This is a genomic window from Paenirhizobium selenitireducens ATCC BAA-1503, assembly GCF_900492185.1.
In the GTDB taxonomy this organism is placed as follows: domain Bacteria; phylum Pseudomonadota; class Alphaproteobacteria; order Rhizobiales; family Rhizobiaceae; genus Allorhizobium; species Allorhizobium selenitireducens_A.
In genome coordinates this window covers 1-23,262 of sequence record NZ_UEYP01000008.1, presented here as the reverse complement: position 1 = coordinate 23,262, position 23,262 = coordinate 1, and the positions used below count along the sequence as shown (strand labels likewise).

Genomic DNA, 23,262 nt, shown 5'->3' with positions numbered 1-23,262 from the left:
CGTCATGCTCCCAACAACAATGTGCCAGCCACGCCCAGCGCCGTTCCGACGAGCAGCCAGGCGACCCGGTCTATCAGCGCAATATGCCCGCCGCCGGCATAGGATCCCCCCGGCACAGCGGCGCCAAGCGCGCCCTCGCTCCGCTGCGGCACCTCGGAAAGACCTTTCCCCCCGGTGACGACGCTGGAAAAGGCCGAGAAGAAATCGTCGGCGTTTTTCTTGGCAACGCTCTGGATCAGCCGCCCGCCGACGCTTGCGAGCTTGCCGCCGATATCGACATCGGCGACATAGGCCAGCCGCGTGCCCTCGCCCTCCGGCGTCAGGCGGATCCTGGCCGAACCCTTGGCAAAGCCTGCCGGGCCGCCCTGCCCCCGCCCCGACAACTTGTAGCCGTGCGGCGGATCGAGATCGCTCAATTCCACCTTACCCTTGAAGGTCGCAGAAACCGGGCCCACCCTCACGACCACGGAGGCCGTGAATTCGCGGTCGCCGGTCTGCAGCATTTCAGTGCAGCCGGGAATGCTGCGCCTGAGGCTCTCCGGGTCGTTGAGCCCTGCCCAGACCTTGTCGATGGCCGCTGGGATCACATGTTCGCCAACAAATTCCATTGTCGTCTTCCCTGTTGCGCGATCTAGTTTCCGTAGACCCTGAAGATCGCCTGGGTACCCTCTTCGCCAAATCCGCCCGCCGCCAGCTTTTCATAGAGCTGCTTGGCCAGCGCCAGCGCCGGCAGGTCAAGCTTCATGCGCTCGGCTTCGGCAATGGCGATCGACATGTCCTTGATGAAGTGGTGGACGTAGAAACCCGGCGCATAGTCGTCGTTGAGCATCTTCGGGCCGAGATTGTTGAGTAGGAAGCTCGACGCCGCACCGGTGCCGATCGACGACAGGACGCGTTTCGCGTCGAGTCCGGACGCCTTGGCGTAGGCAAGGCTTTCACTGACGGCGAGCATGGTCGCGGCAATGGCGATCTGGTTGCACATCTTGGTGTGCTGCCCGGCGCCCGGCCCGCCCTGGTGAACAATATTCTCGCCCATCAGCTGGAACAGCGGCAGCGCCGCAGCAAAGGCCTCTTCAGTGCCGCCGACCATGATCGAAAGCTTGGCCGCCCTTGCGCCGATGTCGCCGCCGGAAACCGGCGCGTCGAGCACGGAGACCCCTTTCTCCGCCGCCTTGGCAGCGATCTCGCCGGCAAGGGTCGGGCTCGATGTCGTCATGTCGATGAGGATCGTCCCCGCCTTTGCCTGCTCCACGATACCGCCCGCGCCGAGATAGGTCTCCTCGACGTCCTTCGGATAGCCGACGATCGTGATCACAACGTCGCACGCGGCGGCAACGTCTCCAGCGGTATCGTGCCAGATGGCACCCCTGGCGACCAGTTCGTCCGCCTTGCTCCGGGTCCGGTTGTAGACATGCAATTCATGGCCGCCGTCGAGGATATGGCCGGCCATGCTGCGCCCCATGATCCCCAGCCCGATGAAGCCGACCTTTTTCCTGCCGTTCGTAACGCTCATGTCAGTTTCTGTCCTTCGTGCAGGGCCGTTCCGCTGCACTCACGCAGCAACGACCGCAGATATTGCGGAGAAAGTGGCTGGCGATCCGCCACCACGCCAAAGGGGGCCAGCGCGTCGTTGACGGCGTTGGTCACCGCCCCGATCGCCCCCATCACACCGCCCTCGGCCATTCCCTTGATGCCGGCAGGCGTGCGCTTGTTCGGCGTGTGATGGTGCAGGATCTCGAAATTCGGCAGTTCGCAGGCCGTGGCCACCAGATAGTCGGCGAAGGTCGCGGACAGATTCTGCCCGTTCTCGTCGTAGACGACCTCCTCCAGAAGCGCGCCGCTCAGGCCCATGGCGATCGCGCCCTGCTGCTGGCCGCGCACCACGATCGGATTGATCACGGTGCCGCAATCCTCCGAGACCACGTATCGGGCGATGCTGAGCGCACCGGTGGCGATATCGACCTCGACTTCGCAGGCATGGGTCGAATTGGAATAGGTCATCGGGGGCGGATCATAGGTCAGCGAGAAATCGAGCCCCGGCGCCACCCCCTCGGGCAGGTTCGTGGGATCGAGATAGGCCGTGCGAGCGATATCGGCGAGCGACAGTCCCGTCCCGCTCCATTCGCCGTTGATAAGTCGCTCCACCTGCCCGTCGAGCAGACGAATCTCCTGCGCGGAGTTCAGACCGAGCTTGTGGGCGGCGATCCGCAGCACCTGTTCGCGTGCTTTCTGCGCGCAGAGATACAGCGAGCCGCCACCCGCCGTACCTCCGCGCGCGCCACGGCTTCCCATGCCATAGGGAGCCACATCGGTGTTACCGATCTGGATCCTGACATTGGACGGGTCCACCCCTAGACCCTCAGCCACGGCCTGAGACATCGCCGTCTCATAGCCCTGTCCCGTCGCGCCGAGCCCGACGGATGCATTGACCACCCCGCTCGGCTCGATCCGCACCCATGCCGCCTCGTGCCCCGAGCCGGGAATGCCGGTCGACTTGTAGAAGGCGGATCCATAGGTCGTGGATTCGACCACGGTGCAAAGTCCGAGCCCGATATACCGCCCTTCGGCGCGCAGTGCCTGCTGGCGTTTGCGGAAAGCCTCGTAGTCAATCGCTTCGACCACGCTTTCGAGCGTCTCGGCCGGCGTGATGTCCTCCAGCACTTCGCCGGTCGCCATGCGATAGGGCAGATCGCCCTCGCGCAGCATGTTGATCCGCCGGACCGCCAGCGGATCAAGGCCCAACTGGCGGGCGATGGCGTCGATTGTCCCGTCCATCACCCAGCTGGTAATCGCCATCGGCGCCCGCATCGGCCCGTTGCCGCATTTGTTGGTGAGCGCGATCTTCACCTCGAAGGCATAGTCCTCGATCCGGTAGGGACCCGTCAGGATCATCGCGACGACGCGCGACATGTAGTTGGCCGGATAGAAGCAATAGGCGCCGAAATCCTCGGTGATCTCCAGCTCGAGCCCGAGGATCCGACCGTCCGCGGCAACGGAAGCGCGGGTGCGGCAGAGGTTCTCTCGCGCATGGCTTGCCGCCATCAGGTTTTCCGTGCGGTCCTCGCGCCACCGTACCGGGCGATTGAGCTGACGCGCGAGCGCGGCAACGGTCAGTTCCTCGCGGTAAAGCGCGATCTTCTGGCCGAAGCCACCGCCCACGTCGGGCGACATGACGGTGACCTGGCTTTCCGAAAGCCCGAGCCGCCCGGCCAGCTGGCTCCTGAGCGGATGCGGCACCTGGTTGCCGATATGGAAGGTCAGGTGTTCGCGCCCTGCGTCCCAGACGGCGGCGCAGCCGCGCGTCTCAATCGGTACGTGGGTCTGGCGATGCTGGTAGAAGGAAGCCTCGACCACAGCATGAGCTTCGCCACGGCGCTGCGCGACGTTTCCGGCAGAGAATGTCTGGTGCGAAACCAGATTGGAGGGCAACGTCTCGTCGACAAGCGCGGCACCCGGCGCAAAGGCACCTTCCAACGACGCGATCGCCGGCAGGACCTCGTACTCGACCTCGACCAGCTCTGCCGCATCCTCCGCGACATAGCGGTCCCGTGCCACGACGACTGCCACCGGGTCGCCGTGAAACCGCACCTTGTCGATCGGCAGTGTCTCTATCTCAGTCGGGTGAAGCCCTTCGATCGGCGGCGCCAGCCGCAGGCGATTGGTCCATTTGTCGAGGTCTTCGCCGGTAAAGACACCGGTCACGCCGGGCAATTCCCGCGCCGCATCCGCCGAAATACCCAGGATTCGGGCATGGGCATGCGGCGACCTCACGAAACTGACATGCAGCGCGCCCGGCACGACAATGTCGTCCAGATAGCGCCCTTGCCCGGTGACGAGACGCTTGTCCTCCTTTCGCGCCAACGGCTTGCCGATGTAGTGGAAATCACTGGCCTCTTTCACAATTGTGCCTCCCGCATCGCGGCCGCTGCCTTCATGACGGCGGCAACGATGTTCTGGTAGCCCGTGCAGCGGCATAGATTGCCCGAAAGAACATCGCGCACCTCCTCCTCTGTCGGATCGGGCGTATCGCGCAGAAAAGCCTCGAAGGTCATGACGATACCCGGGGTGCAGAAGCCGCATTGCAGCCCGTGTTCCTCATGCATGGCCTGCTGCAGCAGGCTCAGGCCAATTCCGCCCACCGCCTCGATCGTCGTGATCTCGTGCCCTTCCATCTGGACGGCATAGGTCAGGCAGGCCCGTGCCGGCTGGTCGTCGATCAGGACCGTGCAGGCGCCACAGACCCCATGCTCGCAACCGACATGCGTTCCGGTCAGACCGAAGTCCTCGCGCAGAACGTCGACGAGCAGCTTGCGCGGTTCGACCATTGCCTCGCGGGTTTCGCCGTTTACGGTGAGAGATATCAGTCGCGCATCGCTCATGCTTTCTCTCCACGTGCGCGGGCCAGCGCTGTCGCCAAGGCCTTCTCGACGAGGGCCGCAGCCACTTCCCGGCGGAACGCTGCGGGGATCGACGCGCTGTCCTCGGGGGAAATGGATTGCGCCGCAAAGTTGGAAACGCCCGCAATCCATTTTCCGCTTGGCATAGCCCCGACCTCGGCCACCGCCGACACATCGAGCCGGAAGGGAACGGAGCCGACGCCGCCACACGCCATTTCCAGGGACGCCAGCCTGCCGTCGCTGTCCAGCAGCAGCGTCACCGCAACCGAGACGATGGCGAAATCGCCACGTCGACGGCTGAAAAGCTCGAAGCCCCAGCCTGAATTCGCCGGCAACTGCGGAAACCGGACCGAGGTCACCATCTCGCCATACCCGACATCGACCGTCATCACGGACCGGAAGAAATCGACGGCATTGATCTCGCGCTGCCCGGCAAGCCCGCGCACCATGATCTTGGCTCCGCCGAGAACCGCGATCAGCGGCATTTGCGCAGCCGGATCCGCATGAACCAGGCTCCCCCCCAGCGTGCCACGCTGGCGGATCGCGTAGTGCCCGATTGTCGCTGCCGCCGCCGCCAGCAGAGGATGTGTACGGCGTACTTCTGGTGCTGTCGCCACCCGCTGATGCCGGGTCATCGCCCCGATTTCCAGCACGCCCTCGGACATTCTCACGAAATCGAGTTCGACAAGGTCATTCAGGTCGACCAGATGCTCCGGCCGGGCAAGCCGCATGTTCAGCATCGGGCCGAGGCTCTGGCCGCCCGCGATCGGCTTGGCCCTGTCACCATAGCGCGCGAGCAGGCCAAGCGCCGCCTCCAGAGTTTGCGGTCGATGATAGTCGAATGACGCCGGTTTCATCCTGCTATCCGATCAGGCTCATCTCGCTGTCGGCATCGAATACGTGCAACCTGCTCGTATTCGCCGACAGCTTGATCTGGTCGCCATAGTTGTGACGCAGATCCTTGTTGACGCGGAAGAAGAGCTCCTGGCCCTCCACCTTCAGACCGAGGAACTGGTCCGAGCCGACCGGAAGAACCGAGGTCACAGTGCCGCCGATCACTTCGCCATCGGCGGCCTCGGCCCGCTCGTCTACGTCTTCCGCGCGGATGCCAAGCCTCACCTTGCGCCCGTCGTAGCTCAGCAACTTCTTGCCGCGATCCGGCGCGAAATCGAGCCGCGTTTCCCCGCGCACGAAGGTGACCTTGCCGCCCTCCACGCTTAATACCCCGTCGAGATAGTTGATCGGCGGATTGCCGAGGAACGAGGCAACGAAGGTGTTTGCCGGATGTTCGTAAATTTCATCCGGGGTGCCGATCTGCTGCACCCGGCCGCTGCGCATCACCACGATGCGGTCCGCAAGTGTGAGCGCCTCGGCCTGGTCATGGGTCACGTAGACGAAGGTGGTCTGCATGCTGCGATGCAGCTCCTTGATCTCCGCGCGCATGGAAATGCGCAGCGCCGCATCCAGGTTCGACAGCGGTTCATCCATGAGGAAAACCGCCGGCTTGCGCACCATGGCGCGTCCAAGCGCCACGCGCTGCCGCTGCCCGCCGGAAAGCTGGCTCGGACGCCGGTCGAGAAGATGGGTGATCTCGAGACGCTCGGCCGCGTCGCGCACACGGCGGTCGATATCGTCCTTCGGATGCTTGCGCATCACCAGGCCGAAGGCAATGTTCTCGTAGACCGTCTTGTGCGGATAGAGCGCGTAGCTCTGGAAAACCATCGCCACGTCGCGGTGATGCGGCGGCGTGTAGTTCACCGTCTCGTCGTCGAAGAAGAGATTGCCTTCGGTGACTTCCTCAAGACCGGCGATCATGTTGAGGGTGGTCGACTTGCCGCACCCCGAAGGCCCGAGCAGGACGACGAATTCCTTGTCCTTGATCTCGAGATTGAGATTTTCGAGCGCGACAAACCCGTTGGGATAGCGCTTGGATGCGTTTTCAAAAAGAATGCGGGCCACTGGCGAACTCCCTGTTAACCCTTCACCGCGCCGGCTGTCAGACCGGAGACGATGTAGCGTTCGAAGATGATGGCGACGATCACCGGCGGCACGATCGCGAGAAGACCCGCCGCATTGATGAACGAGAAGCTGATGGTGAAGTCGGACGTGAATGATGCAAGCACGATCGGCAGGGTCTGTGACTGCGCCGTCTGGGTGAACATCAAGGCCAGAAGGAACTCGTTCCAGCTGGTGAGGAAGGCGAACAGGATCACGGCAACCAGTGACGGAAGGGCGAGCGGCAGGTACACCTTGGTCATGGCCTGGAATCGCGAACAGCCGTCGACACGCGCCGCCTTGTCCAGTTCATCCGGAAGCCCTTCGAAATACTGGATCAGGATAAACACCGTGAACGGCACGGTGACTGCCAGATAGGTGATGACGAGCGACAGGATGTTGTCGAGCAGGCCCAGATTCTTGATGACCAGGAAGAACGGCACGACCAGCGCGATATCGGGAATGACCCGCGTCGTAAGAATGAAATAGATCGAACCTGATCGCCCCAGGAACCGGATCTTCGCCATCGCATAGGCGGCCGGAACGCCGACCAGCAGGTTGAGGATGACCACCAGGGTCGCCACGACGAAGCTGTTGAGCATGGCCGGCAGCAGGTTGCGCGCCGTCGACGGGATATAGTTGCCCGAGGCGGGATCCTGCGTGCTGCGCGTCTCGTAGGTGACTTCCTCGGCGCCGGCGGAGAAGATCGCCTGGAAATTCTTCAGCGTCGGCTGATCGGGCACCCAGTGCGGCGGCACTGACACGATCTCGGCCTCGGTCTGAAGGGAAGAGGATACGAGCCAGCCGACGGGCGCCAGGACAACGAACAGGATAACCAGCGATCCGAGAAGAATGATGCCGCGATGCAGCCACCTGAAGATCTCGCCGCGCCGCTTGTAGTCGATGCCGCTCGACCGGCCGGGCTTGCCGGCAGGATTTTGCTGAACGGTTGCCATGTTACACGCTCCTGCCAAGGGTTCTGATGATGAAATAGGCGAGCGCGAACGTCACCAGCGCCAGCAGGTAGGACATCGCGGCCCCCGTGCCGAAGGACAGATTGCGGAATGTCTCGACGTAGATTTCCCAGGAGAGCACATGGGATGCCGTGCCCGGGCCGCCTTCGGTGAGAATGAAGAAGAGATCGAAATGGCGGATCGCCATCATCGTCTCATAGATCATGACGAGCATGAATCCGGTCCGCATCGAGGGAAGCGTCACATGGATGAAGCGCTGCCACAGCGGCGCGCCGTCTACGCGGGCGGCCTGATAGAGGTCCGCCGGAATGGACTTCAGCGACACCAGAAGCAGGATTGTCGCCAGCGGCACTTCCTTCCAGACGAAGGCATTGGCGATCAGCGGCAGGGTCTTGTTCTGGTCACCGAGCCAGATCATGTATTTGTCGATGAAACCCAGCTGGTAAAGCAGTCCGTTGAGTGCGCCATAGCCTGAATCGTAGATCCACTTCCACATCAGCGCATCGGCGACATAGGGAATGGCCCAGGGGATCAGGAGCACCGTGCTGACCAGCCTGCGGCCGCGAAAGGTCTCGTTCAGGAGCAGGGCCGCCAGAAGCGCCAAAAACGTGATAGCCGTCACCGACATGACGGTAAAGGACACCGTGCGCAATACGGCGGTCCAGAACAACTGGTCGCCGAAGAGTTCGAGATAATTGTCGAACCAGACGAAGGGCGTGCGATTGGGTCGGGTCAGCTTGATCTGAAAAAAGCTCAGATAGAACGAATAGGCGATCGGAAAGACCGCGACCAGCCCGAGGACGGCCATGACCGGCGCTATGAAGAGATAAGCCGTGCGTTCTTCATAACCAAAGTGCCGCCGCATGCTTGTCGCCATTCCCGCTTTTGTCTTCATCATGATGCGGAGATCCCCCGTAGACTTGCGGCCGCGAACAGGTGGCCGAGTTCCGATTTCACGTGCCCGCATGAGGCATGCGATATGTCCGCTAAAACGCGATGGGCTCGACCCTCGCCCGGCCAGCCGTTCTTTTGCTTTTCTCGCGGCATCGAAGATCGACAACCGCCCGCCGAACAGAAAATTGAGCGGCCCGCCCTCGTCGCGGGCCGCTCCGGTCCGCCCCTTAAGCCTGAGACTTAAGATCGTCCCATTCTGCGCCCGCTTCCTTCAGGGCATCCGCCGGCGTGGCGTTGCCAAGGATCGCCGACTGCCAAGCCGCGCCGTTGACTTCGCTCCAGTCACCAAACCAGGGCGTGATGACGTCTTTCTTCTGGGCGAGAGCCTGCTGCTTCTGGATCATCTCCACGTCGCCATACTTGTTGTAGGCGGCGCGTACATCGGCATCCTCGAACAACGGCTTGACGCCGAATCCGGAACCCAGATCGAGGAAAAGAAGCTTCTGGAATGTGTACTCGCCGTTCGCCTTGCCGCCGAACCACTCGATCAGCTTGGCCGCATTGTCGGCGCGCGCCTTGTCGGCCGCCGCCTGCGCGGACATGCCGTGGAAACGCATCCACCCGACCGTCGCATGGGAACCGTCCGCGCCCATCGGCATCAATGCCTGCTTCGCGCGGCCGGCAATCTGCGACTGGCCGGGGTCGTTCAGCATGGCGAGGCGGTACTTCGGCAGCAGTGCGAAGGCGTGATTGCCTGCCGCGAACGCCTTCAGGCCGTTGAGTTCGCCGATTTCCACGCAGCCCGGCGAAACGATCTTGTGCTTGTTGACCGCGTCGACGACCCACTGGAGGGCGGAAAGGGCCCCGCCCTTCTCCTCCTGCATGATCGAGTCACCTTTGTCGTCGGTGAAGCGTCCGCCATGCGAGAAGACCATGGCCGACATGAACTCGATCAGCCAGCTTTCCTTGGCCATGGCGAGCATCAGCGGGAATTCGGCAATCCCCTTCTGCTTCATCACCAGCGCCTGCTCGACGAGTTCATCCCAGCTCGCGGGAGGCGCGGAGAAGCCGGCGGCGGAGAGCTTTTCCGCATCGTAGATGAAGCCCATGTAGTCGGTGTAGTAGGTGAGGCCATACTGCTCACCCTTGTAGGTCATGGAATCAGTGCAGAAGGCTTCTGCATCGCTGTTATAGGCCATCAGGTTGTCGTAGGCGTTGATCGGAGCAATCCACTTCGCCTCGGCCCATTCCGGCAACCAGGCGTCGGATACCCACAGGACGTCCATAGGCGCCGCGCCGACGAACTTGGTGACCATGGCGTCGCGATACTGTGCCCAGGGGGCATTCGCATAGTCGACAGCCAAGCCGCTGGCCTTCTCGAAAGCGGCAAGGTGGCTTTTCACCAAATCCACTGCCGCCGACCACGTCTGATAGTTGATCGTATTGCCCGCGGCAAAGGCACCCATGCCCGGCAATGCGAGCGCGGCACCTCCGGCCAGGGCCGAAGTCTTGAGAAATTCGCGCCGTCCGATTGCGCGTCCAAACCCAGTTTTCATCCTTGCTTCCCCTTTTTTACATCGAAACCGCGCCCGCCACAGCCTGCAGCCGTGAAGACATTTTCAACCTCGATGGAAAAAAGCTAACAGCGATTCTGCTTGTCGTCAATTGACGACTTTTGTCCAAGGCGCAGGTTTCCGATCGGCGTTTGCCTCGACCGAAAGACAGGCCAGGATTACTCGAATTGCGCGACCATTGCGTCGAAGCCGCTGAGGAAGGCGCGAACATGCATGTCGACAACCTGGGCCTGCGGCGTGATCAGGCTCGCGCGGTAGATGTGACGACGAATGCCGTAGTGGGAGAGCGCGCCGTGGATTGTCCAGCCGATCTCATGAACCGCCTCCGGTTCCACGCTAAGCGCGATGCCGCGCTCGCGCGCCGTTTCGGTGACGATCGTCTCCGTCAGCTTGGTGATGATCGACGAGATATAGTTCGGCGCCATGTCAGCCTCGGCCAGCGAGGAATAAAGAAAAAGCCGCAGCCACTGCCGTCCGAGCACCGTATCGAGATAATCATTGTAGAAACCGTTCAGGCGATCATGCATGGGCCGGGAGCGGTCGCTCAGTTCCGCAAACCAGACAGCCTTGAAAGGTCCCAGGATCGCGGTATCATAGACTTCCCTCAGCAGATCTTCCTTTGTCGGGAAGAAGCGGTACAGCAGCCTCTGCGAGATACCGCATTCAGCCGCAAGTGCCCGCGTCTGCGCCGTGAGCCCATATTCGGCAAACAACTCAGTCGCCCTTTCCAGGATCTGCGCGCGCCGCTCGGCGTAGGGCATGCGTTTTTCCTTCTTCTTGCCCTTGGCTGCGCCGGTCTGTGCGGCGCCGGTCTGACTTCCCCGCAAATTGGTGGATTTGGCCTTCAAGTTATCCTCACTCCCGGCGTTGCACGCCTCTCGGTCCTGGACGACTCATATCATTGAACCGCTTCCAACTATCAATAGAGCGCATTATGTCGTCAATTGACGAATTAATGTGCGATGTGCATGCTGCAGGAATTGGAGCCGGCGAGACCGGAAGTTGGACTGACGGTAGAGGAAGACCCAGATGATCTACGAGCAGCGAATTTACGAGATGAAGCCCGGCTCGACCGGCGCATTTCTGAAGGTCTATGAAGAGGAAGGCCTCGCCATCATCACACAATACGCAAAGCTCGTCGGCTGCTGGACAAGCGAGAGTGGCGTCTTGAACTCGGTCGTCTTCCTCTGGGCCTATGAGGATTTCGGCCATCGCACCGCACAGCGTGCCAAGATGGGCGCCAATCCGGCGTGGCAGGCCTTTGTGCCCAAGATCCTTCCCTTTCTGGTTCATCAGGAGAGCCGCTTCCTGCTGCCCGCGCCGTTTTCTCCCCAGGCGTGATTGCATGGCCTGCTGTGCGTATACGTCAAAGGCAGTTGATCCGTCAGCAGCACGTAACCTGGCACCTTGACCACCGCCAGAGGCTCGGCGCACCACGCCTTCAACTGTTCGGGTAGCACATTGGCCCCGCCGCGAAGCTTCACAGCCCCGAGGATATCCTCGTCACCCATTTCCTCGGGCACGCCGACCGCGGCCGCCAGTTCAACATCGGGGTGTGGCAGAAGAACGCGGTCGACCTCGGCACCGCAGACATTCTCGCTTCGGACGCGAATGATATCCTTCCTGCGCGCCACGAAGTAGAAGTTCCCCTCGCCGTCGCGCCTGTCGAGATCGCCCGTGCGGAACCAGCCGTCCGTGAACGCGATCTGCTCCGGTCGTCGAAATATTCGATCATCCGCACCGGGGTCTTTTTCACAGTTCGCCCGTCACCCCTTCATCGAGGTCCCGGCCCGTCTCGTCGATAAAGCCGCCGAGGCTCCAATCGCCGCCGGATAAAAATCAGTGGCATGTCACTTGCTGAGACTTCGTTCACCTCAGATTCTTTGCCCATACTCAGAGCGACCTTGCCCCTTTGTGGAGTGCACCCCGTTTGACCGGACATGTCGGCTGGTTTGATTTAGCCCTGATGAACTGCCGTGGGGAAGCCATCTTGAGCGCTGAACAGTCCGCTGTTCCCGGAATTCCTATCGATCCTGAAGCAATTGAAGAGCCAGAACGGAATGTGGCAAAAAACTCCGCACGCAGGTTCGTGTCCTGACAGATCAAAGCGAGCCACCGGTTTTGCGGAACTGAATTTTCAGCGCGGTCAACCAGTTTGCCGATGACCGAGCGGTTGGTCCCATCGATGGAATGTCGTTGGAGGCGTGCCGCAGATCAAGAGGGCCTGAGGAAGCGCAACCGATCAGGCATACCGCGCATAGCGCTGAGCAATCAGCGCGCACACCATCAACTGGATCTGGTGGAACAGCATCAGGGGCAGAACGATGGCGCCGACGCTCTGTCCGGCGAAGATCGCGCCAGCCATCGGCACGCCGCTGGCCAGGCTTTTCTTCGAGCCGCAAAAGGTGATCGTGATTTCGTCTTGCCTGGAAAAGCCGAGTAAGCGGCTGCCGAACATGGTGATCGTCAGCACGGTCGCCAGGAGGACGATGTCGACAACGACGACGATACCGAGATCACGAAAAGACAGCGTCCGCCACAGGCCCTCGACGACGGCGGAGCTGAAGGCGAGATAGACGACCATCAGGATCGAACCGCGGTCGACCGGCGACAAGAGCTTCTTGCGGGCACGGACCCAATCGCCGATCCACGGCTGGAGGATTTGCCCGAGGATGAAGGGTGCCAGCAGTTGCAGCAGGATCTGCTTGAGCGCGGTCATCGAATAGCCGCCGTCGCCCGATGCCGAAAGCAGCAAGCCGACCAGTAGCGGCGTCAGGAACATGCCGAGGATATTCGAGGCGGACGCGGCGCAAATCGCGGCCGGCACGTTGCCGCCGGCCATCGAGGTGAAGGCTATCGACGACTGCACCGTCGAGGGCAATACGCAGAGAAACAGGATTCCGGTGTAGAGCGCCGGCGGAAGCGATGCCGGCAGCAGCAGACCGATGGCGAGCCCGAGCAGCGGAAAGATGACGAAGCTCACGAACAGGATCACTCCGTGCAGCCGCCAGTGCAACAGGCCCGCGATCACCACATCGCGCGATAGCCGGGCGCCATGCAGAAAGAACAGGAGAGCGATGGCCAGCTTCGTGGCGAGCGCCATCCACACCTGCGCCTCGCCGGTGATCGGCAAGACCGAGGCCAGAAGCACTGCCGCGACAAGCAGCATGGTGAATGTATCGGGGAGGAAACGGCGCATCTTTTCTTTCCGCTGGACGGGTTCGCCTTCACTCCATTATTGCGATACAAGATGCAATAGATAACACTCATCACGAAATAAGATAACAGATGCTCGACCTCGTACAATTGCGCAGTTTCCTTGCCGTCCAGCAGACAGGCAGTTTCACCCGCGCTGCGGAGAGTCTTGGACTGGGCCAGTCCACGGTCAGCCAGCATATCCAGAGGCTGGAGGGCGCTCTCGGCCGCCGGCTGATCTTTCGCGACACCCATCGTGTCAGCTTGACGCCCGATGGCGAAGTCCTGGCGGGCCATGCCCGCGCCATGCTGTCGATCGACGCCCAAGTCTTCGGCCTTTTTGCCGAAAACAAGTTGCGCGGACAATTGCGGCTGGGTGTTTCGGAAGATTTCGCAACCAGCCGTCTGACGGCGGTCCTCGAAGATTTCATCCGTGCTTACCCCTCTGTCGATCTGCAATTGACCGTCGCATTGAGCGGCGTGCTGTATCAGATGCAGGATTCCGGAGAAATCGATCTCGTATTCGCCAAACGGCGTCTTGGCGATCAGCGTGGGCGCCTCGTCTATCGTGAGCCGCTGATCTGGCTGGCGCGCGATCCGCAGCAATTGGCCGATCCATCGACCCCCGTGCCGTTGATTGCGTTCCCTCCGCCGAGCATCACCCGCAACATTGCTCTCGAAGCGCTCAATGCAAACCGGATCCCCTGGCGCATTGTCTGTACATGCAGCAGTTTGAGCGGATTGACAGCCGCCGCGCGCGCCGGAATGGGTGTGCTTGTGCAGCCCCGCAGCATGGCGCCCGCCGGGCTGAAGGAGATCGCCCCGGGCGTCCTGCCGCCGCTGGAGGATGTCGAGTTCGTGCTGGTTCCGCGCATTGGAGCAGACGAGGCCCTCGTCACAGCACTTTCGAACGAGATCTTCTCCAAAGTCGGCGGCAATCTCGAGATCGCCTGAAACCCCGGCAGGACATTTCGCGTCCACCGCATTGCGACATCGCCCTACGAGAATTCCGCTCCAAAAAGGGCACAGACGCAGCCGTTTTGAGCAACCTCGCATCGATTTGCCCTCTATTTGTGCATCTAGAAAATTGCACAAAAAACATCTTGACGGATATTGGAAATCGGCATTGACTGAACCAATCGGAAATTGGTTCGGACCAATCATGACAGACGCACCGCCCATGGAAAATTCGAACTATGCCCTGGAGAAGCTGCGTGATCTTCTTCGGAATGGTGACTTCGGAACGGACGGAAAGCTGCCGACCGAGCGTACACTATCCGACAGACTGGGCCTCAGCCGCCGGGCGATCCGCCGGGCCCTCGAAGTGCTCGAGGCGGAGGGATCCATCTGGCGCAAGCAGGGATCCGGCACCTATGTAGGCCAGAAGCCGAGCGAGTGGAGCGATCATGTCGAGACCATCGTGGCCGGGACCAATTTCATGGAAATCATGGAGGTCCGCCTTCGCATAGAGCCGCAACTGGCCCAGCTTGCAGCGATGCGCGCCAAGCCCGGCGACATTGAGCGGATGCGCGAACTCGCCCAGAAAATCCATGTCAGGGAAGATGCCGACGGCAAGGAATTGTGGGACGGCGCGCTGCACCGTCAGATTGCGCAGACCGCGGGAAACCTCCTGTTCCTGTCGATATTCGACATGATCAATCGCGTCCGCCAGGACGAGGCCTGGCAAACGATCCGCGAGCGCGCCCGCAGCAACGCCAATACCATGAGCATATCCAACGCCCAGCATACCGCCATCATCAATGCCATTGCCGCCCGCGATCCCGCAAAGGCGGGGGAAGCGATGCGCCAACATCTGTTGATGCTGCAGGAGCGCCTGATCCGGCAAACCTCGATGGACCATCTCGAGGATGATCCGATCGGCAATGTGTCGTGACATACCGAATACCGGCCGCGTGGCCGGTCTAACTTGAACGCCGGGGCAACAACCGGTGAGACCCTTGAGAACAGAAAACCAGACCAGAGGAGTTTTAGATTATGAAGATACTGTCCCGTCTTTCCACCCTGCTTTTGGCAAGCGCGCTGCTGGCAACGCCTGCCCTTTCTGCCGAGCTTCGCATCGGCCTGGCGGACGACGCCGACGTGCTTGACCCGGCTCAATCCCGCACCTTTGTCGGCCGCATCGTCTACACCGCCATGTGCGACAAGCTCGTCGATGTCTCGCCGGACCTCAAAATCGTGCCGCAACTTGCCACCGAGTGGAATTGGTCTGCCGACGGCAAGGAACTCACCATGAAGCTGCGCGAGGGCGTGAAGTTTCACGACGAGACGCCGCTCAACGCAGCCGCGGTCGTTGCGACCATCGAACGCAACATGACGCTTCCGGAATCGCGCCGCAAAAGCGAGCTGAGCTCGGTTGAGAAGATCGAAGCCACCGGCGATTACGAAGTCAAGTTCACCCTGAAGGCGCCGGATGTCACCTTGCTCGCGCAGCTTTCCGACCGTGCCGGCATGATCGTCTCGCCGACGGCCGCCAAGGAGCTGGGCGCCAATTTCGGCTCGAAGCCCGTCTGCGCCGGCCCGTTCAAATTCGTCGAGCGCGTGCAGCAGGACCGTATCGTCCTCGAGAAGTTCGCCGACTACTGGGACAAGGACAAGGTGTTCATCGACAAGGTCACCTATCTGCCGATCCCGGATTCCACGGTGCGTCTCGCCAACCTGCGCTCCGGCGAACTCGACATGATCGAGCGGTTGGCTGCAACCGATGCCGCTTCTGTCAAGAGCGACGCCACCCTAACCTATGCGGATGTCGTCGGCATCGGCTACATGGCCATGTACGTCAACATTGCCAATGGCGCGCGCGCCGACAACCCGTTTGGCAAGGACAAGCGCCTGCGTCAGGCTTTCTCGCTTGCCATCGACCGCGAGGCACTGAGCCAGGTGGTCTTCGAAGGAACGGCCATGGCCGGCAATCAACCCTATCCGCCAACCAGCCCGTGGTTCAACAAGGATATCCCGGTTCCCACCCGCGATATCGCCAAGGCCAAGGAGCTGATGAAGGCGGCAGGGCATGAAACGCTCGACATCGAGCTGCAGCACGCCAATAGCCCTGTGGTCACCCAGATGATGCAGGTCGTGCAATCGATGGTCGCTGAAGCCGGCTTCAATGTTTCGCTGAAGGCGACCGAATTCGCCACCCTGCTCTCCGAACAGACTGCCGGCAATTTTCAGCTCAGCCGCTCGGATTGGTCGGGCCGCATTGACCCTGATGGCAACCTGCACCAGTTCGTCACCTGCGAGGGCGGCATCAACGACTCCAAGTACTGCAATGCGGAAGTCGACAAGCTCCTCAACGAGGCACGCGCTTCGGCCGATGAAGCGGTCCGCAAGCAGAAATACGATGCTGCCGGCAAGATCCTCGATGACGATCTGCCGATCATCTATCTCGGCCATCAGTCCTGGATCTGGGCCATCAAGAAGGAAGTCACGGGCTTCGTTCCGTCGCCCGACGGCATGATCCGCCTGCTCGGCGTCAAGAAGGGCTGATTTGCCCAGTCTTGCCTACGGAGCATCGATGCTCCGTAGGCAACCCCGCCAATCCAGGACCGTGCGCCCATGCATATCTACATCGGAAAACGGCTGCTCGTAGCCATACCGACGCTGCTGATCGTCTCGATCTTCGTCTTCTCGCTGCAGAAGTTGCTGCCAGGCGATCCCGTCCTCGCCATGGCCGGTGAAGAGCGCGACCCGCAGGTGATCGAATTCCTTCGGGAAAAATACCGCCTGAACGATCCGGTCGTGTACCAATACGGCTATTGGATCGCCAATGTACTGCAGGGCGACTTCGGCATTTCGCTACGCACCAACCAGCCGGTACTGGAACTGATCGGCGAGAAGCTGCCGGTCACCATCCAGCTCGCGGTGATGTCGATGATCTTCGCCTTCATCATCGGCGTGCCGATGGGTATCCTGGCGGCAGTCAAGAAGAATACCATTACAGATTATGTTGCCAATATCGTCGCGCTGTCGGGCCTGTCCATCCCGAATTTCTGGCTGGGCATCATGCTGATCCTGCTGGTCTCGGTGAGGCTCGGCTGGCTTCCGGCCTCGGGTTACGAATCAATCTTCGTCGACCCCGTGCGCTCGCTTGAGACCATGATCATGCCCTCCTTCGTCCTTGGCACGGCGCTTGCCGCCACCTTGATGCGGCATACCCGCTCGGCCATGCTGGGTGTCATGAAGGCGGACTACATCCGCACGGCGCGCGCCAAGGGGCTGTCGGAACGGGTCGTCATCCTGAGCCATACCTTCCGCAACGCCCTGCTTCCGATCGTGACCCTCAGTGCGCTTCTGTTCGGCGAGCTTCTGGCCGGCGCTGTCCTCACCGAACAGATCTTCACCATTCCCGGATTCGGCAAGCTGATCGTCGATGCCGTGTTCAACCGCGATTACGCCGTCGTCCAGGGTGTCGTTCTGTGCACCGCCATCGGCTTCATCCTGATGAACCTCGTGGCGGACGTACTCTATGTCCTCCTCAATCCACGCATGAGGGCCAACCTATGACCGCGCTCGACCAGACCGCCGTTGCCGTTGCGGCACCGGGCAAGAGCAGCAATCGCGCCTGGAGGAAGCTCAAGGCCAACAGAAGCGCCCTTGTCGGCCTCGCCATCATCGTGTTCTTCACCTTGCTTGCGATCGCCGCCCCTCTTCTGCCGATCGTCGATCCGCTGGCAACCAGCTGGACGGCCATTCGCAAGGCGCCGTCCGCGGCCCATTGGATGGGCACCGACGATATCGGCCGCGATATCCTGTCCCGCATGATCTGGGGCGCGCAGGCATCGCTCATGGCCGGCATCTTTTCGGTAGCCATCGCCATCGCCATCGGCGTTCCCTTCGGCTTGGTCTCCGGCTATTTCGGCGGGTGGGTCGATCAGGTGATATCGCGGATCACGGAGGCCTTTCTGGCCCTTCCGTTTCTGATCATGGCCATTGCCCTTGCCGCCTTTCTCGGTCCCAGCCTCACCAATGCGATGATCGCGATCGGCCTTTCCGCTATGCCGGTATTCGTGCGGTTGACGCGCGGCCAGGTGCTCGCGGTCAAGACCGAAGACTATGTCGAGGGCGCGCGCTCGATCGGCCTTGGCCACTTCGACATCATGACGCGATACATCCTGCCGAACATCATGGCGCCGATCATCGTGCAGGCGACCCTGACGGTCGCGACCGCCATCATTGCCGAGGCCAGCCTCTCCTTCCTCGGCCTTGGCCAACAGCCACCGGCCCCAAGCTGGGGTTCCATGCTCAATGTCGCGAAGAATTTCCTAGACCAGGCTCCCTGGATGGCCATGTGGCCGGGGGCAGCAATCTTCCTTGTCGTGATCGGTTTCAACCTGCTCGGCGACGGTCTGCGCGATGCGCTCGACCCCCGGGAATCATAAAGAAATATCGAAGGAACAGTTGATGAGTGACTTTACCACCCGCCCGGAGATCCTCGGCACCTTCGGCGTCGTGACCTCCACCCACTGGATCGCCTCGGCCGTCGGCATGAGCATCCTGGAAAAGGGCGGCAACGCCTTCGACGCGGCCGTTGCTTCCGGTTTCGTGCTGCAGGTTCTCGAGCCGCATCTGGTCGGTCCCGGCGGCGACATGCCCGCCGTCATCTATTCCGCGAAAAAGGGCAAGGTCGAGGTCATATGCGCGCAAGGGACCGCACCCGCCGGCGCGACCATCGAACACTACAGCGGCGAAGGCCTGTCGATCATTCCCGGTGACGGACTGCTGGCGACCGTCATCCCCGGCTCCTTCGACGGCTGGATGCTGATGCTGCGCGACTACGGCACCATGTCGGTGCGCGACGTGCTGGAACCTGCGATCCATTATGCCGAGCATGGCCACCCGGTATTGCCGCGCGTTTCGGCAACGATAAAGGGATTGGCGGGCTTCTTCGAAAAGGAGTGGCCGACGTCGTACGAGACCTGGCTTCCGGGCGGTTCCGCGCCCGAGCCCCATGCACTCTTCCGCAATCCGGTCCTGGCTGCCACCTGGCAGCGCATTGTCACCGAAGCCGAATGCGCCAAGGGTCGCGAAAACCAGATCGAAGCAGCCCGCAACGCCTTCTACCGCGGCTTCGTGGCCGAGGCGATCGACACCTATCTGAAGACCGCCGAAGTGATGGACGCGAGCGGCAGCCGCCACAAGGGCGTTCTGACCGCCGACGACATGGCCAGCTGGAGCGCAACGATCGAAGAACCGTTGACCTATGACTATCATGGATGGACCGTGGCCAAGACCGGCCCCTGGGGCCAGGGCCCGGTGCTCCTGCAATCGCTCGCCTTGCTGAAGGGCATCGATATCGCCGCCATGGACCCCGGCAGCGCCGATTTCGTCCACACGGTCGTCGAGGCGATGAAGCTCGCTTATGCCGACCGCGAGGTCTACTACGGCGATCCGTCCTTCGCCACCGTCCCGATGGACCAGTTGTTGTCCGACAAATACAACGACGAGCGGCGCAAGCTGATCTCCTCGCAGGCGTCGATGATGCTCTGCCCGGGCAAGCTGCCGGGCTACGAGACCCAATACGATCTCACCGTGGAAATGCTGGCCGGCATGTCCGGCACAGGCGCGGTCTACGAGCCGACCATGTCGCACCTGACCGAAAAACGCGGCGACACCGTCCACATCGACGTTATCGACCGCGAAGGCAACATGGTGTCGGTGACGCCGTCCGGCGGCTGGCTGCAATCCTCCCCCATCGTTCCGGGTCTCGGCTTCTGCCTCAATTCCCGCGCCCAGATGTTCTGGCTGAAGCCCGGATTGCCGACCTCGCTGGCACCCGGCAAGCGCCCGCGCACGACGCTGACGCCTTCGCTGGCTCTCTACGAGGGCAAGCCGACGCTCGCATTCGGCACGCCGGGTGGCGACCAGCAGGATCAGTGGCAGCTTTCCTTCTTCCTGCGCTACGTCCATCACAAGCAGAACCTGCAGGCGGCAATCGACATGCCGTTGTTCCATACGTCGCATTTCCCGGGCTCCTTCTACCCGCGCACGAGCCAGCCCGGAAACCTGATGATCGAAAGCAATATCGGCAGTGACGTGATCTCCAGTCTGGCCGCCATGGGTCACCAGATCACGCCAGCCGATCCCTGGACCGTCGGTCGACTGACAGCGGCCAGGAGAGATGCGGACGGCTTGCTGCGCGCCGCAGCGACGCCGCGTCTCATGCAAGCCTATGCCATAGGGAGATAGTCATGACCTGGTCGATTGTCGCACGTGATCCGCAGACGGGCCATCTGGCCGTGGCGGTGGCAAGCCGCTTCTTCGCCGTCGGCGCCGCCGTTCCACACATTCGCGGCCGCGTCGGCGCCATAGCCACCCAGGCCTTCGTCAGTCCCCTTTACGGCACGGATGGCCTTGCTCTGCTGGCCGAAGGCCGTTCCCCCGAGGAGATCATTTCGGTGCTGACGGCCCGCGATGACGGGTGCCAGCAGCGCCAGCTGCATCTGATTGACGCGACGGGACGCAATGCAGCCTTCACCGGATCCAAATGCATCGACTGGGCCGGGCACATCGTCGACGACAATGTGTCCGTTGCCGGCAATATGCTGGCTGGTCCGCAGGTCATCGCCGAGACGCTCAGGGTTTACAAGGCGCTGGCGGATGCGCCCTTCGCCGAGCGGTTGCTGGCGGCCATGGACGCCGGGGAAGCGGCCGGCGGTGACAAACGCGGCAAGCAGTCGGCGGCACTCGTGATCTACCGGGACCAGGATTATCCCTGGCTCGATATCCGTGCCGACGACCATCCGGACCCGTTGGTGGAACTCCGCCGGCTCTATGCTGTCGCGCAGGAGCGCTATCTCCATGTGGCGCAGACCATGCCGACCCGTGAGAACCCACACGGACTGACGGACCGCACGGAGATCGACCGCAAGATCGCAGAACTTGAGGCCGCGCGCATAGCCGAAGGACGCCTCTCGCCTTCATTCGCAACGCCACTGAAGCCCGTGTGAACCACAGCCCTACACGCATGACCGGATCAGGAAAACCATGAGCCCCATGACGACAGCAGCCGCCGCCCAAGCCGAGATGCCCGCCGTTCTCTCTGTCGAGGGGTTGACGACCTCATTCCTGGTCGACGGCCAATGGCGATCGGTGGTGCGCAACATCTCCTTCGACGTGAAGCCCGGCGAAACCGTTGCCATCGTGGGCGAATCCGGTTCCGGCAAGAGCGTGACATCGCTTTCCATCATGCGCCTGCTGGCCCGGGACACGAGTCGCGTCGAAGGCCGCATTGTCCTCAACGGCAAGGACATCCTGTCCCTCAGCGAAAGCGAGATGCAGCAGGTTCGCGGCAATGACGCGGCCATGATCTTCCAGGAACCAATGACGAGCCTCAATCCGATTTTCACGATCGGGCGACAGATTTCCGAGGTGTTGACGCGGCACAAGGGCATGTCGAAGACAGAGGCGCGTGCCGAGACCGTGCGGCTTCTGGAAAAGGTGCGCATTCCCAATGCCGCCAACCGCTTCGACGAATACCCGCATCAATTTTCAGGTGGCATGCGCCAGCGCGTGATGATCGCCATGGCGCTTGCCTCCAGACCCAAGTTGCTGATCGCCGATGAGCCGACTACCGCGCTCGACGTCACGATCCAGGGCCAGATTCTCGACCTCATCAAGGTGCTCCAGGAAGAGGAAGGCATGTCGGTCCTCTTCATCACCCATGACATGGGTGTCGTCGCGGAGATCGCCGATCGCACCATAGTGATGCTGCGTGGGGAAACGGTCGAGCAGGGGCCGACGGCCGATGTTTTCCATCGTGGCAAGCATCCCTACACGCGCGCCCTTCTGGCAGCTGTTCCCAAGCTGGGCTCGATGCACGGTCATGCCTGGCCGCTGCGCTTTCCCATTGTCGATATCGGCACGGGCAAGGCGAATGAGCCGACAGAGGTGGCCGATACCGTCGACACCCGCAAGACGCCGGTGCTGTCTGTCAAAAACCTCGTGACGCAGTTCCCAATCCGCAGTGGTCTGTTCGGCCGCCAGACCGGCGCCGTGCATGCCGTTGAGGACATCTCGTTCGAGCTCTTCCAGGGCGAGACGCTTTCGATCGTCGGGGAATCGGGTTGCGGCAAATCGACGACCGGCCGTTCGATCACGCGGCTGGTCGAGCCGAAGAGCGGCGAAATCCACCTTGACGGCTACGATGTGCTGACGCTGGATCAGCCGAGCCTGCGCGCCATGCGCCGCAGCGTGCAGATGATCTTCCAGGATCCGTTCTCAAGCCTCAACCCGCGCATGACGGTGGGAGCGGCCATCGCCGAGCCCTATCTGAAACACCGGCTCGGGAACAGGCAGGAGGCACATGAAAAAGTTGCGGATCTCTTGCGCAAGGTTGGCCTCGCCCCGGATATGATGGGGCGCTATCCGCATGAATTCTCCGGCGGTCAGCGCCAACGCATCGCCATTGCTCGTGCGCTGTCGCTCAATCCGAAGGTGATCGTTGCGGACGAAAGCGTCTCGGCGCTGGATGTCTCGATCAAGGCGCAGGTCTGCAACCTCCTGATGGACCTGCAGGAGGAGTTCAATCTCGCTTTCCTGTTCATCAGCCATGACATGGCCGTGGTCGAGCGGATCAGCCACCGGGTCGCGGTCATGTATCTCGGCGAAATCGTCGAGATCGGTCCGCGCGCCGCCATCTTCGACAATCCGCAGCACGACTATACGAAGAAGCTGATGGCGGCCGTACCCGTGCCGGACCCCGCCCGGCGCGGTTTGAGGCGCAACACGGCTGTCGATGAACTGAAAAGTCCGGTGCGTCCCATCGGCTACGAACCGCCCCCGCGCACGTATCGCGAGGTCGCTGCGGGGCATTTCGTGCAGGTCTGACTCAAGGCAGGCCGCGACGAGCCGATCTTTGTCCTCGCGAGACCAACGCAGGCGGCGCTCGACAGACGTGATCACTGCAATCGGATGCTTCGTCATAGGACTACTCCTAGTGTTTGCACTAGGACTTCCGATGTTCGCATCAACCTTGCAGGACGGCCCCTGACCTGAGACCCTGAACTTCCTCCAGAATTTGGTAGAGTCCGTCACATCAAGGAGACGGACGAATGAAGCGTTCACGGTTCACGGAAGAACAGATCATCGGGATATTGAAGGAGCAGGAGGCGGGCGCGAAGACAGTCGATGTCTGCCGCAAGCACGGCATCTCGGATGCAACCTTCTACAAGTACAAGGCGAAGTATGGCGGCATGGACGGTGAAGCGGAAAAGCAAA

22 protein-coding genes are annotated in these 23,262 nt (G+C 61.7%); 10 read left to right on the top strand and 12 right to left on the bottom strand.

The window, feature by feature from the left end:
* Nucleotides 1-2: 2 nt before the first annotated feature.
* The 10 genes from RHIZ70P_RS14795 to RHIZ70P_RS14750 all read right to left on the bottom strand — a co-directional run bounded on the left by RHIZ70P_RS14795 (nucleotide 3) and on the right by RHIZ70P_RS14750 (nucleotide 10,682).
* Nucleotides 3-608, bottom strand: coding sequence for a CoxG family protein (locus RHIZ70P_RS14795; RefSeq protein ID WP_115671246.1), 606 nt, complete (start codon nucleotides 606-608; stop codon nucleotides 3-5).
* Nucleotides 609-631: 23 nt separating this feature from the next.
* Nucleotides 632-1,513 (bottom strand): NAD(P)-dependent oxidoreductase, encoded by an 882-nt coding sequence (locus RHIZ70P_RS14790; protein ID WP_115671245.1) that lies wholly within the window; start codon nucleotides 1,511-1,513, stop codon nucleotides 632-634.
* Nucleotides 1,510-3,900: a xanthine dehydrogenase family protein molybdopterin-binding subunit gene (locus RHIZ70P_RS14785; RefSeq protein WP_210209749.1), complete on the bottom strand. Its 2,391-nt coding sequence runs from the start codon at nucleotides 3,898-3,900 to the stop codon at nucleotides 1,510-1,512. Before RHIZ70P_RS14785 ends, RHIZ70P_RS14790 begins: the two co-directional genes overlap by 4 nt.
* Nucleotides 3,897-4,379, bottom strand: a complete 483-nt coding sequence (locus tag RHIZ70P_RS14780; RefSeq protein ID WP_115671243.1) for a (2Fe-2S)-binding protein — start codon at nucleotides 4,377-4,379, stop codon at nucleotides 3,897-3,899. The genes RHIZ70P_RS14785 and RHIZ70P_RS14780 overlap by 4 nt, the downstream gene beginning before the upstream one ends.
* Complete coding sequence (locus RHIZ70P_RS14775; RefSeq protein ID WP_115671242.1) at nucleotides 4,376-5,254, bottom strand: FAD binding domain-containing protein; 879 nt, start codon at nucleotides 5,252-5,254, stop codon at nucleotides 4,376-4,378. Before RHIZ70P_RS14775 ends, RHIZ70P_RS14780 begins: the two co-directional genes overlap by 4 nt.
* Nucleotides 5,255-5,258: 4 nt before the next feature.
* A complete protein-coding gene (locus tag RHIZ70P_RS14770; RefSeq protein ID WP_115671241.1) occupies nucleotides 5,259-6,356 on the bottom strand; it encodes an ABC transporter ATP-binding protein in 1,098 nt (365 codons plus the stop codon).
* 14 nt (nucleotides 6,357-6,370) lie between these two features.
* Complete coding sequence (locus RHIZ70P_RS14765) at nucleotides 6,371-7,348, bottom strand: carbohydrate ABC transporter permease (protein ID WP_115671240.1); 978 nt, start codon at nucleotides 7,346-7,348, stop codon at nucleotides 6,371-6,373.
* 1 nt (nucleotide 7,349) lies between these two features.
* A complete protein-coding gene (locus RHIZ70P_RS14760) occupies nucleotides 7,350-8,231 on the bottom strand; it encodes a carbohydrate ABC transporter permease (RefSeq protein ID WP_115671362.1) in 882 nt (293 codons plus the stop codon).
* Nucleotides 8,232-8,487: 256 nt separating this feature from the next.
* Nucleotides 8,488-9,816, bottom strand: coding sequence for an extracellular solute-binding protein (locus RHIZ70P_RS14755; protein ID WP_115671239.1), 1,329 nt, complete (start codon nucleotides 9,814-9,816; stop codon nucleotides 8,488-8,490).
* 176 nt (nucleotides 9,817-9,992) lie between these two features.
* Entirely contained in the window at nucleotides 9,993-10,682 is a 690-nt protein-coding gene (locus tag RHIZ70P_RS14750) for a TetR/AcrR family transcriptional regulator (protein WP_115671238.1), read from the bottom strand.
* 181 nt (nucleotides 10,683-10,863) lie between these two features.
* Between RHIZ70P_RS14750 and RHIZ70P_RS14745 the strand changes: the two genes are divergently transcribed.
* Nucleotides 10,864-11,175: an NIPSNAP family protein gene (locus RHIZ70P_RS14745; protein WP_115671237.1), complete on the top strand. Its 312-nt coding sequence runs from the start codon at nucleotides 10,864-10,866 to the stop codon at nucleotides 11,173-11,175.
* On the opposite strand, the gene RHIZ70P_RS14740 is transcribed toward RHIZ70P_RS14745, so the two are convergent.
* Both RHIZ70P_RS14740 and RHIZ70P_RS14735 read right to left on the bottom strand, forming a co-directional pair.
* Nucleotides 11,127-11,468, bottom strand: a complete 342-nt coding sequence (locus RHIZ70P_RS14740; RefSeq protein WP_115671236.1) for an AMP-binding enzyme — start codon at nucleotides 11,466-11,468, stop codon at nucleotides 11,127-11,129. The two genes, RHIZ70P_RS14745 and RHIZ70P_RS14740, sit on opposite strands and share 49 nt — an antisense overlap.
* Before the next feature lie 608 nt (nucleotides 11,469-12,076).
* A complete protein-coding gene (locus RHIZ70P_RS14735) occupies nucleotides 12,077-13,033 on the bottom strand; it encodes a bile acid:sodium symporter family protein (protein ID WP_115671235.1) in 957 nt (318 codons plus the stop codon).
* A gap of 89 nt (nucleotides 13,034-13,122) precedes the next feature.
* Between RHIZ70P_RS14735 and RHIZ70P_RS14730 the strand changes: the two genes are divergently transcribed.
* The 9 genes from RHIZ70P_RS14730 to RHIZ70P_RS14690 form a co-directional block, all read left to right on the top strand.
* Nucleotides 13,123-13,983 carry a LysR family transcriptional regulator gene (locus RHIZ70P_RS14730; RefSeq protein ID WP_115671234.1) on the top strand — a complete coding sequence of 287 codons (861 nt, stop codon included), beginning with the start codon at nucleotides 13,123-13,125 and terminating at the stop codon, nucleotides 13,981-13,983.
* 208 nt (nucleotides 13,984-14,191) lie between these two features.
* Entirely contained in the window at nucleotides 14,192-14,923 is a 732-nt protein-coding gene (locus RHIZ70P_RS14725) for a FadR/GntR family transcriptional regulator (protein ID WP_115671233.1), read from the top strand.
* Nucleotides 14,924-15,024: 101 nt separating this feature from the next.
* On the top strand, nucleotides 15,025-16,533 hold the full coding sequence (locus RHIZ70P_RS14720; protein ID WP_115671232.1) for an ABC transporter substrate-binding protein: 1,509 nt from the start codon (nucleotides 15,025-15,027) through the stop codon (nucleotides 16,531-16,533).
* A gap of 69 nt (nucleotides 16,534-16,602) precedes the next feature.
* A complete protein-coding gene (locus tag RHIZ70P_RS14715; RefSeq protein ID WP_115671231.1) occupies nucleotides 16,603-17,550 on the top strand; it encodes an ABC transporter permease in 948 nt (315 codons plus the stop codon).
* Nucleotides 17,547-18,425, top strand: a complete 879-nt coding sequence (locus RHIZ70P_RS14710; RefSeq protein ID WP_115671230.1) for an ABC transporter permease — start codon at nucleotides 17,547-17,549, stop codon at nucleotides 18,423-18,425. The genes RHIZ70P_RS14715 and RHIZ70P_RS14710 overlap by 4 nt, the downstream gene beginning before the upstream one ends.
* A gap of 22 nt (nucleotides 18,426-18,447) precedes the next feature.
* The gene (locus tag RHIZ70P_RS14705; protein ID WP_115671229.1) at nucleotides 18,448-20,232 is read left to right on the top strand and encodes a gamma-glutamyltransferase family protein; all 1,785 of its coding nucleotides are present in this window, start codon (nucleotides 18,448-18,450) and stop codon (nucleotides 20,230-20,232) included.
* Nucleotides 20,233-20,234: 2 nt separating this feature from the next.
* Nucleotides 20,235-20,993 (top strand): DUF1028 domain-containing protein, encoded by a 759-nt coding sequence (locus tag RHIZ70P_RS14700; protein ID WP_115671228.1) that lies wholly within the window; start codon nucleotides 20,235-20,237, stop codon nucleotides 20,991-20,993.
* A 37-nt stretch (nucleotides 20,994-21,030) separates the two neighbouring features.
* Complete coding sequence (locus tag RHIZ70P_RS14695) at nucleotides 21,031-22,872, top strand: ABC transporter ATP-binding protein (RefSeq protein WP_115671227.1); 1,842 nt, start codon at nucleotides 21,031-21,033, stop codon at nucleotides 22,870-22,872.
* A gap of 224 nt (nucleotides 22,873-23,096) precedes the next feature.
* Nucleotides 23,097-23,262: transposase (locus RHIZ70P_RS14690; RefSeq protein WP_147294007.1), on the top strand; the 166-nt coding region annotated here is incomplete at its 3' end.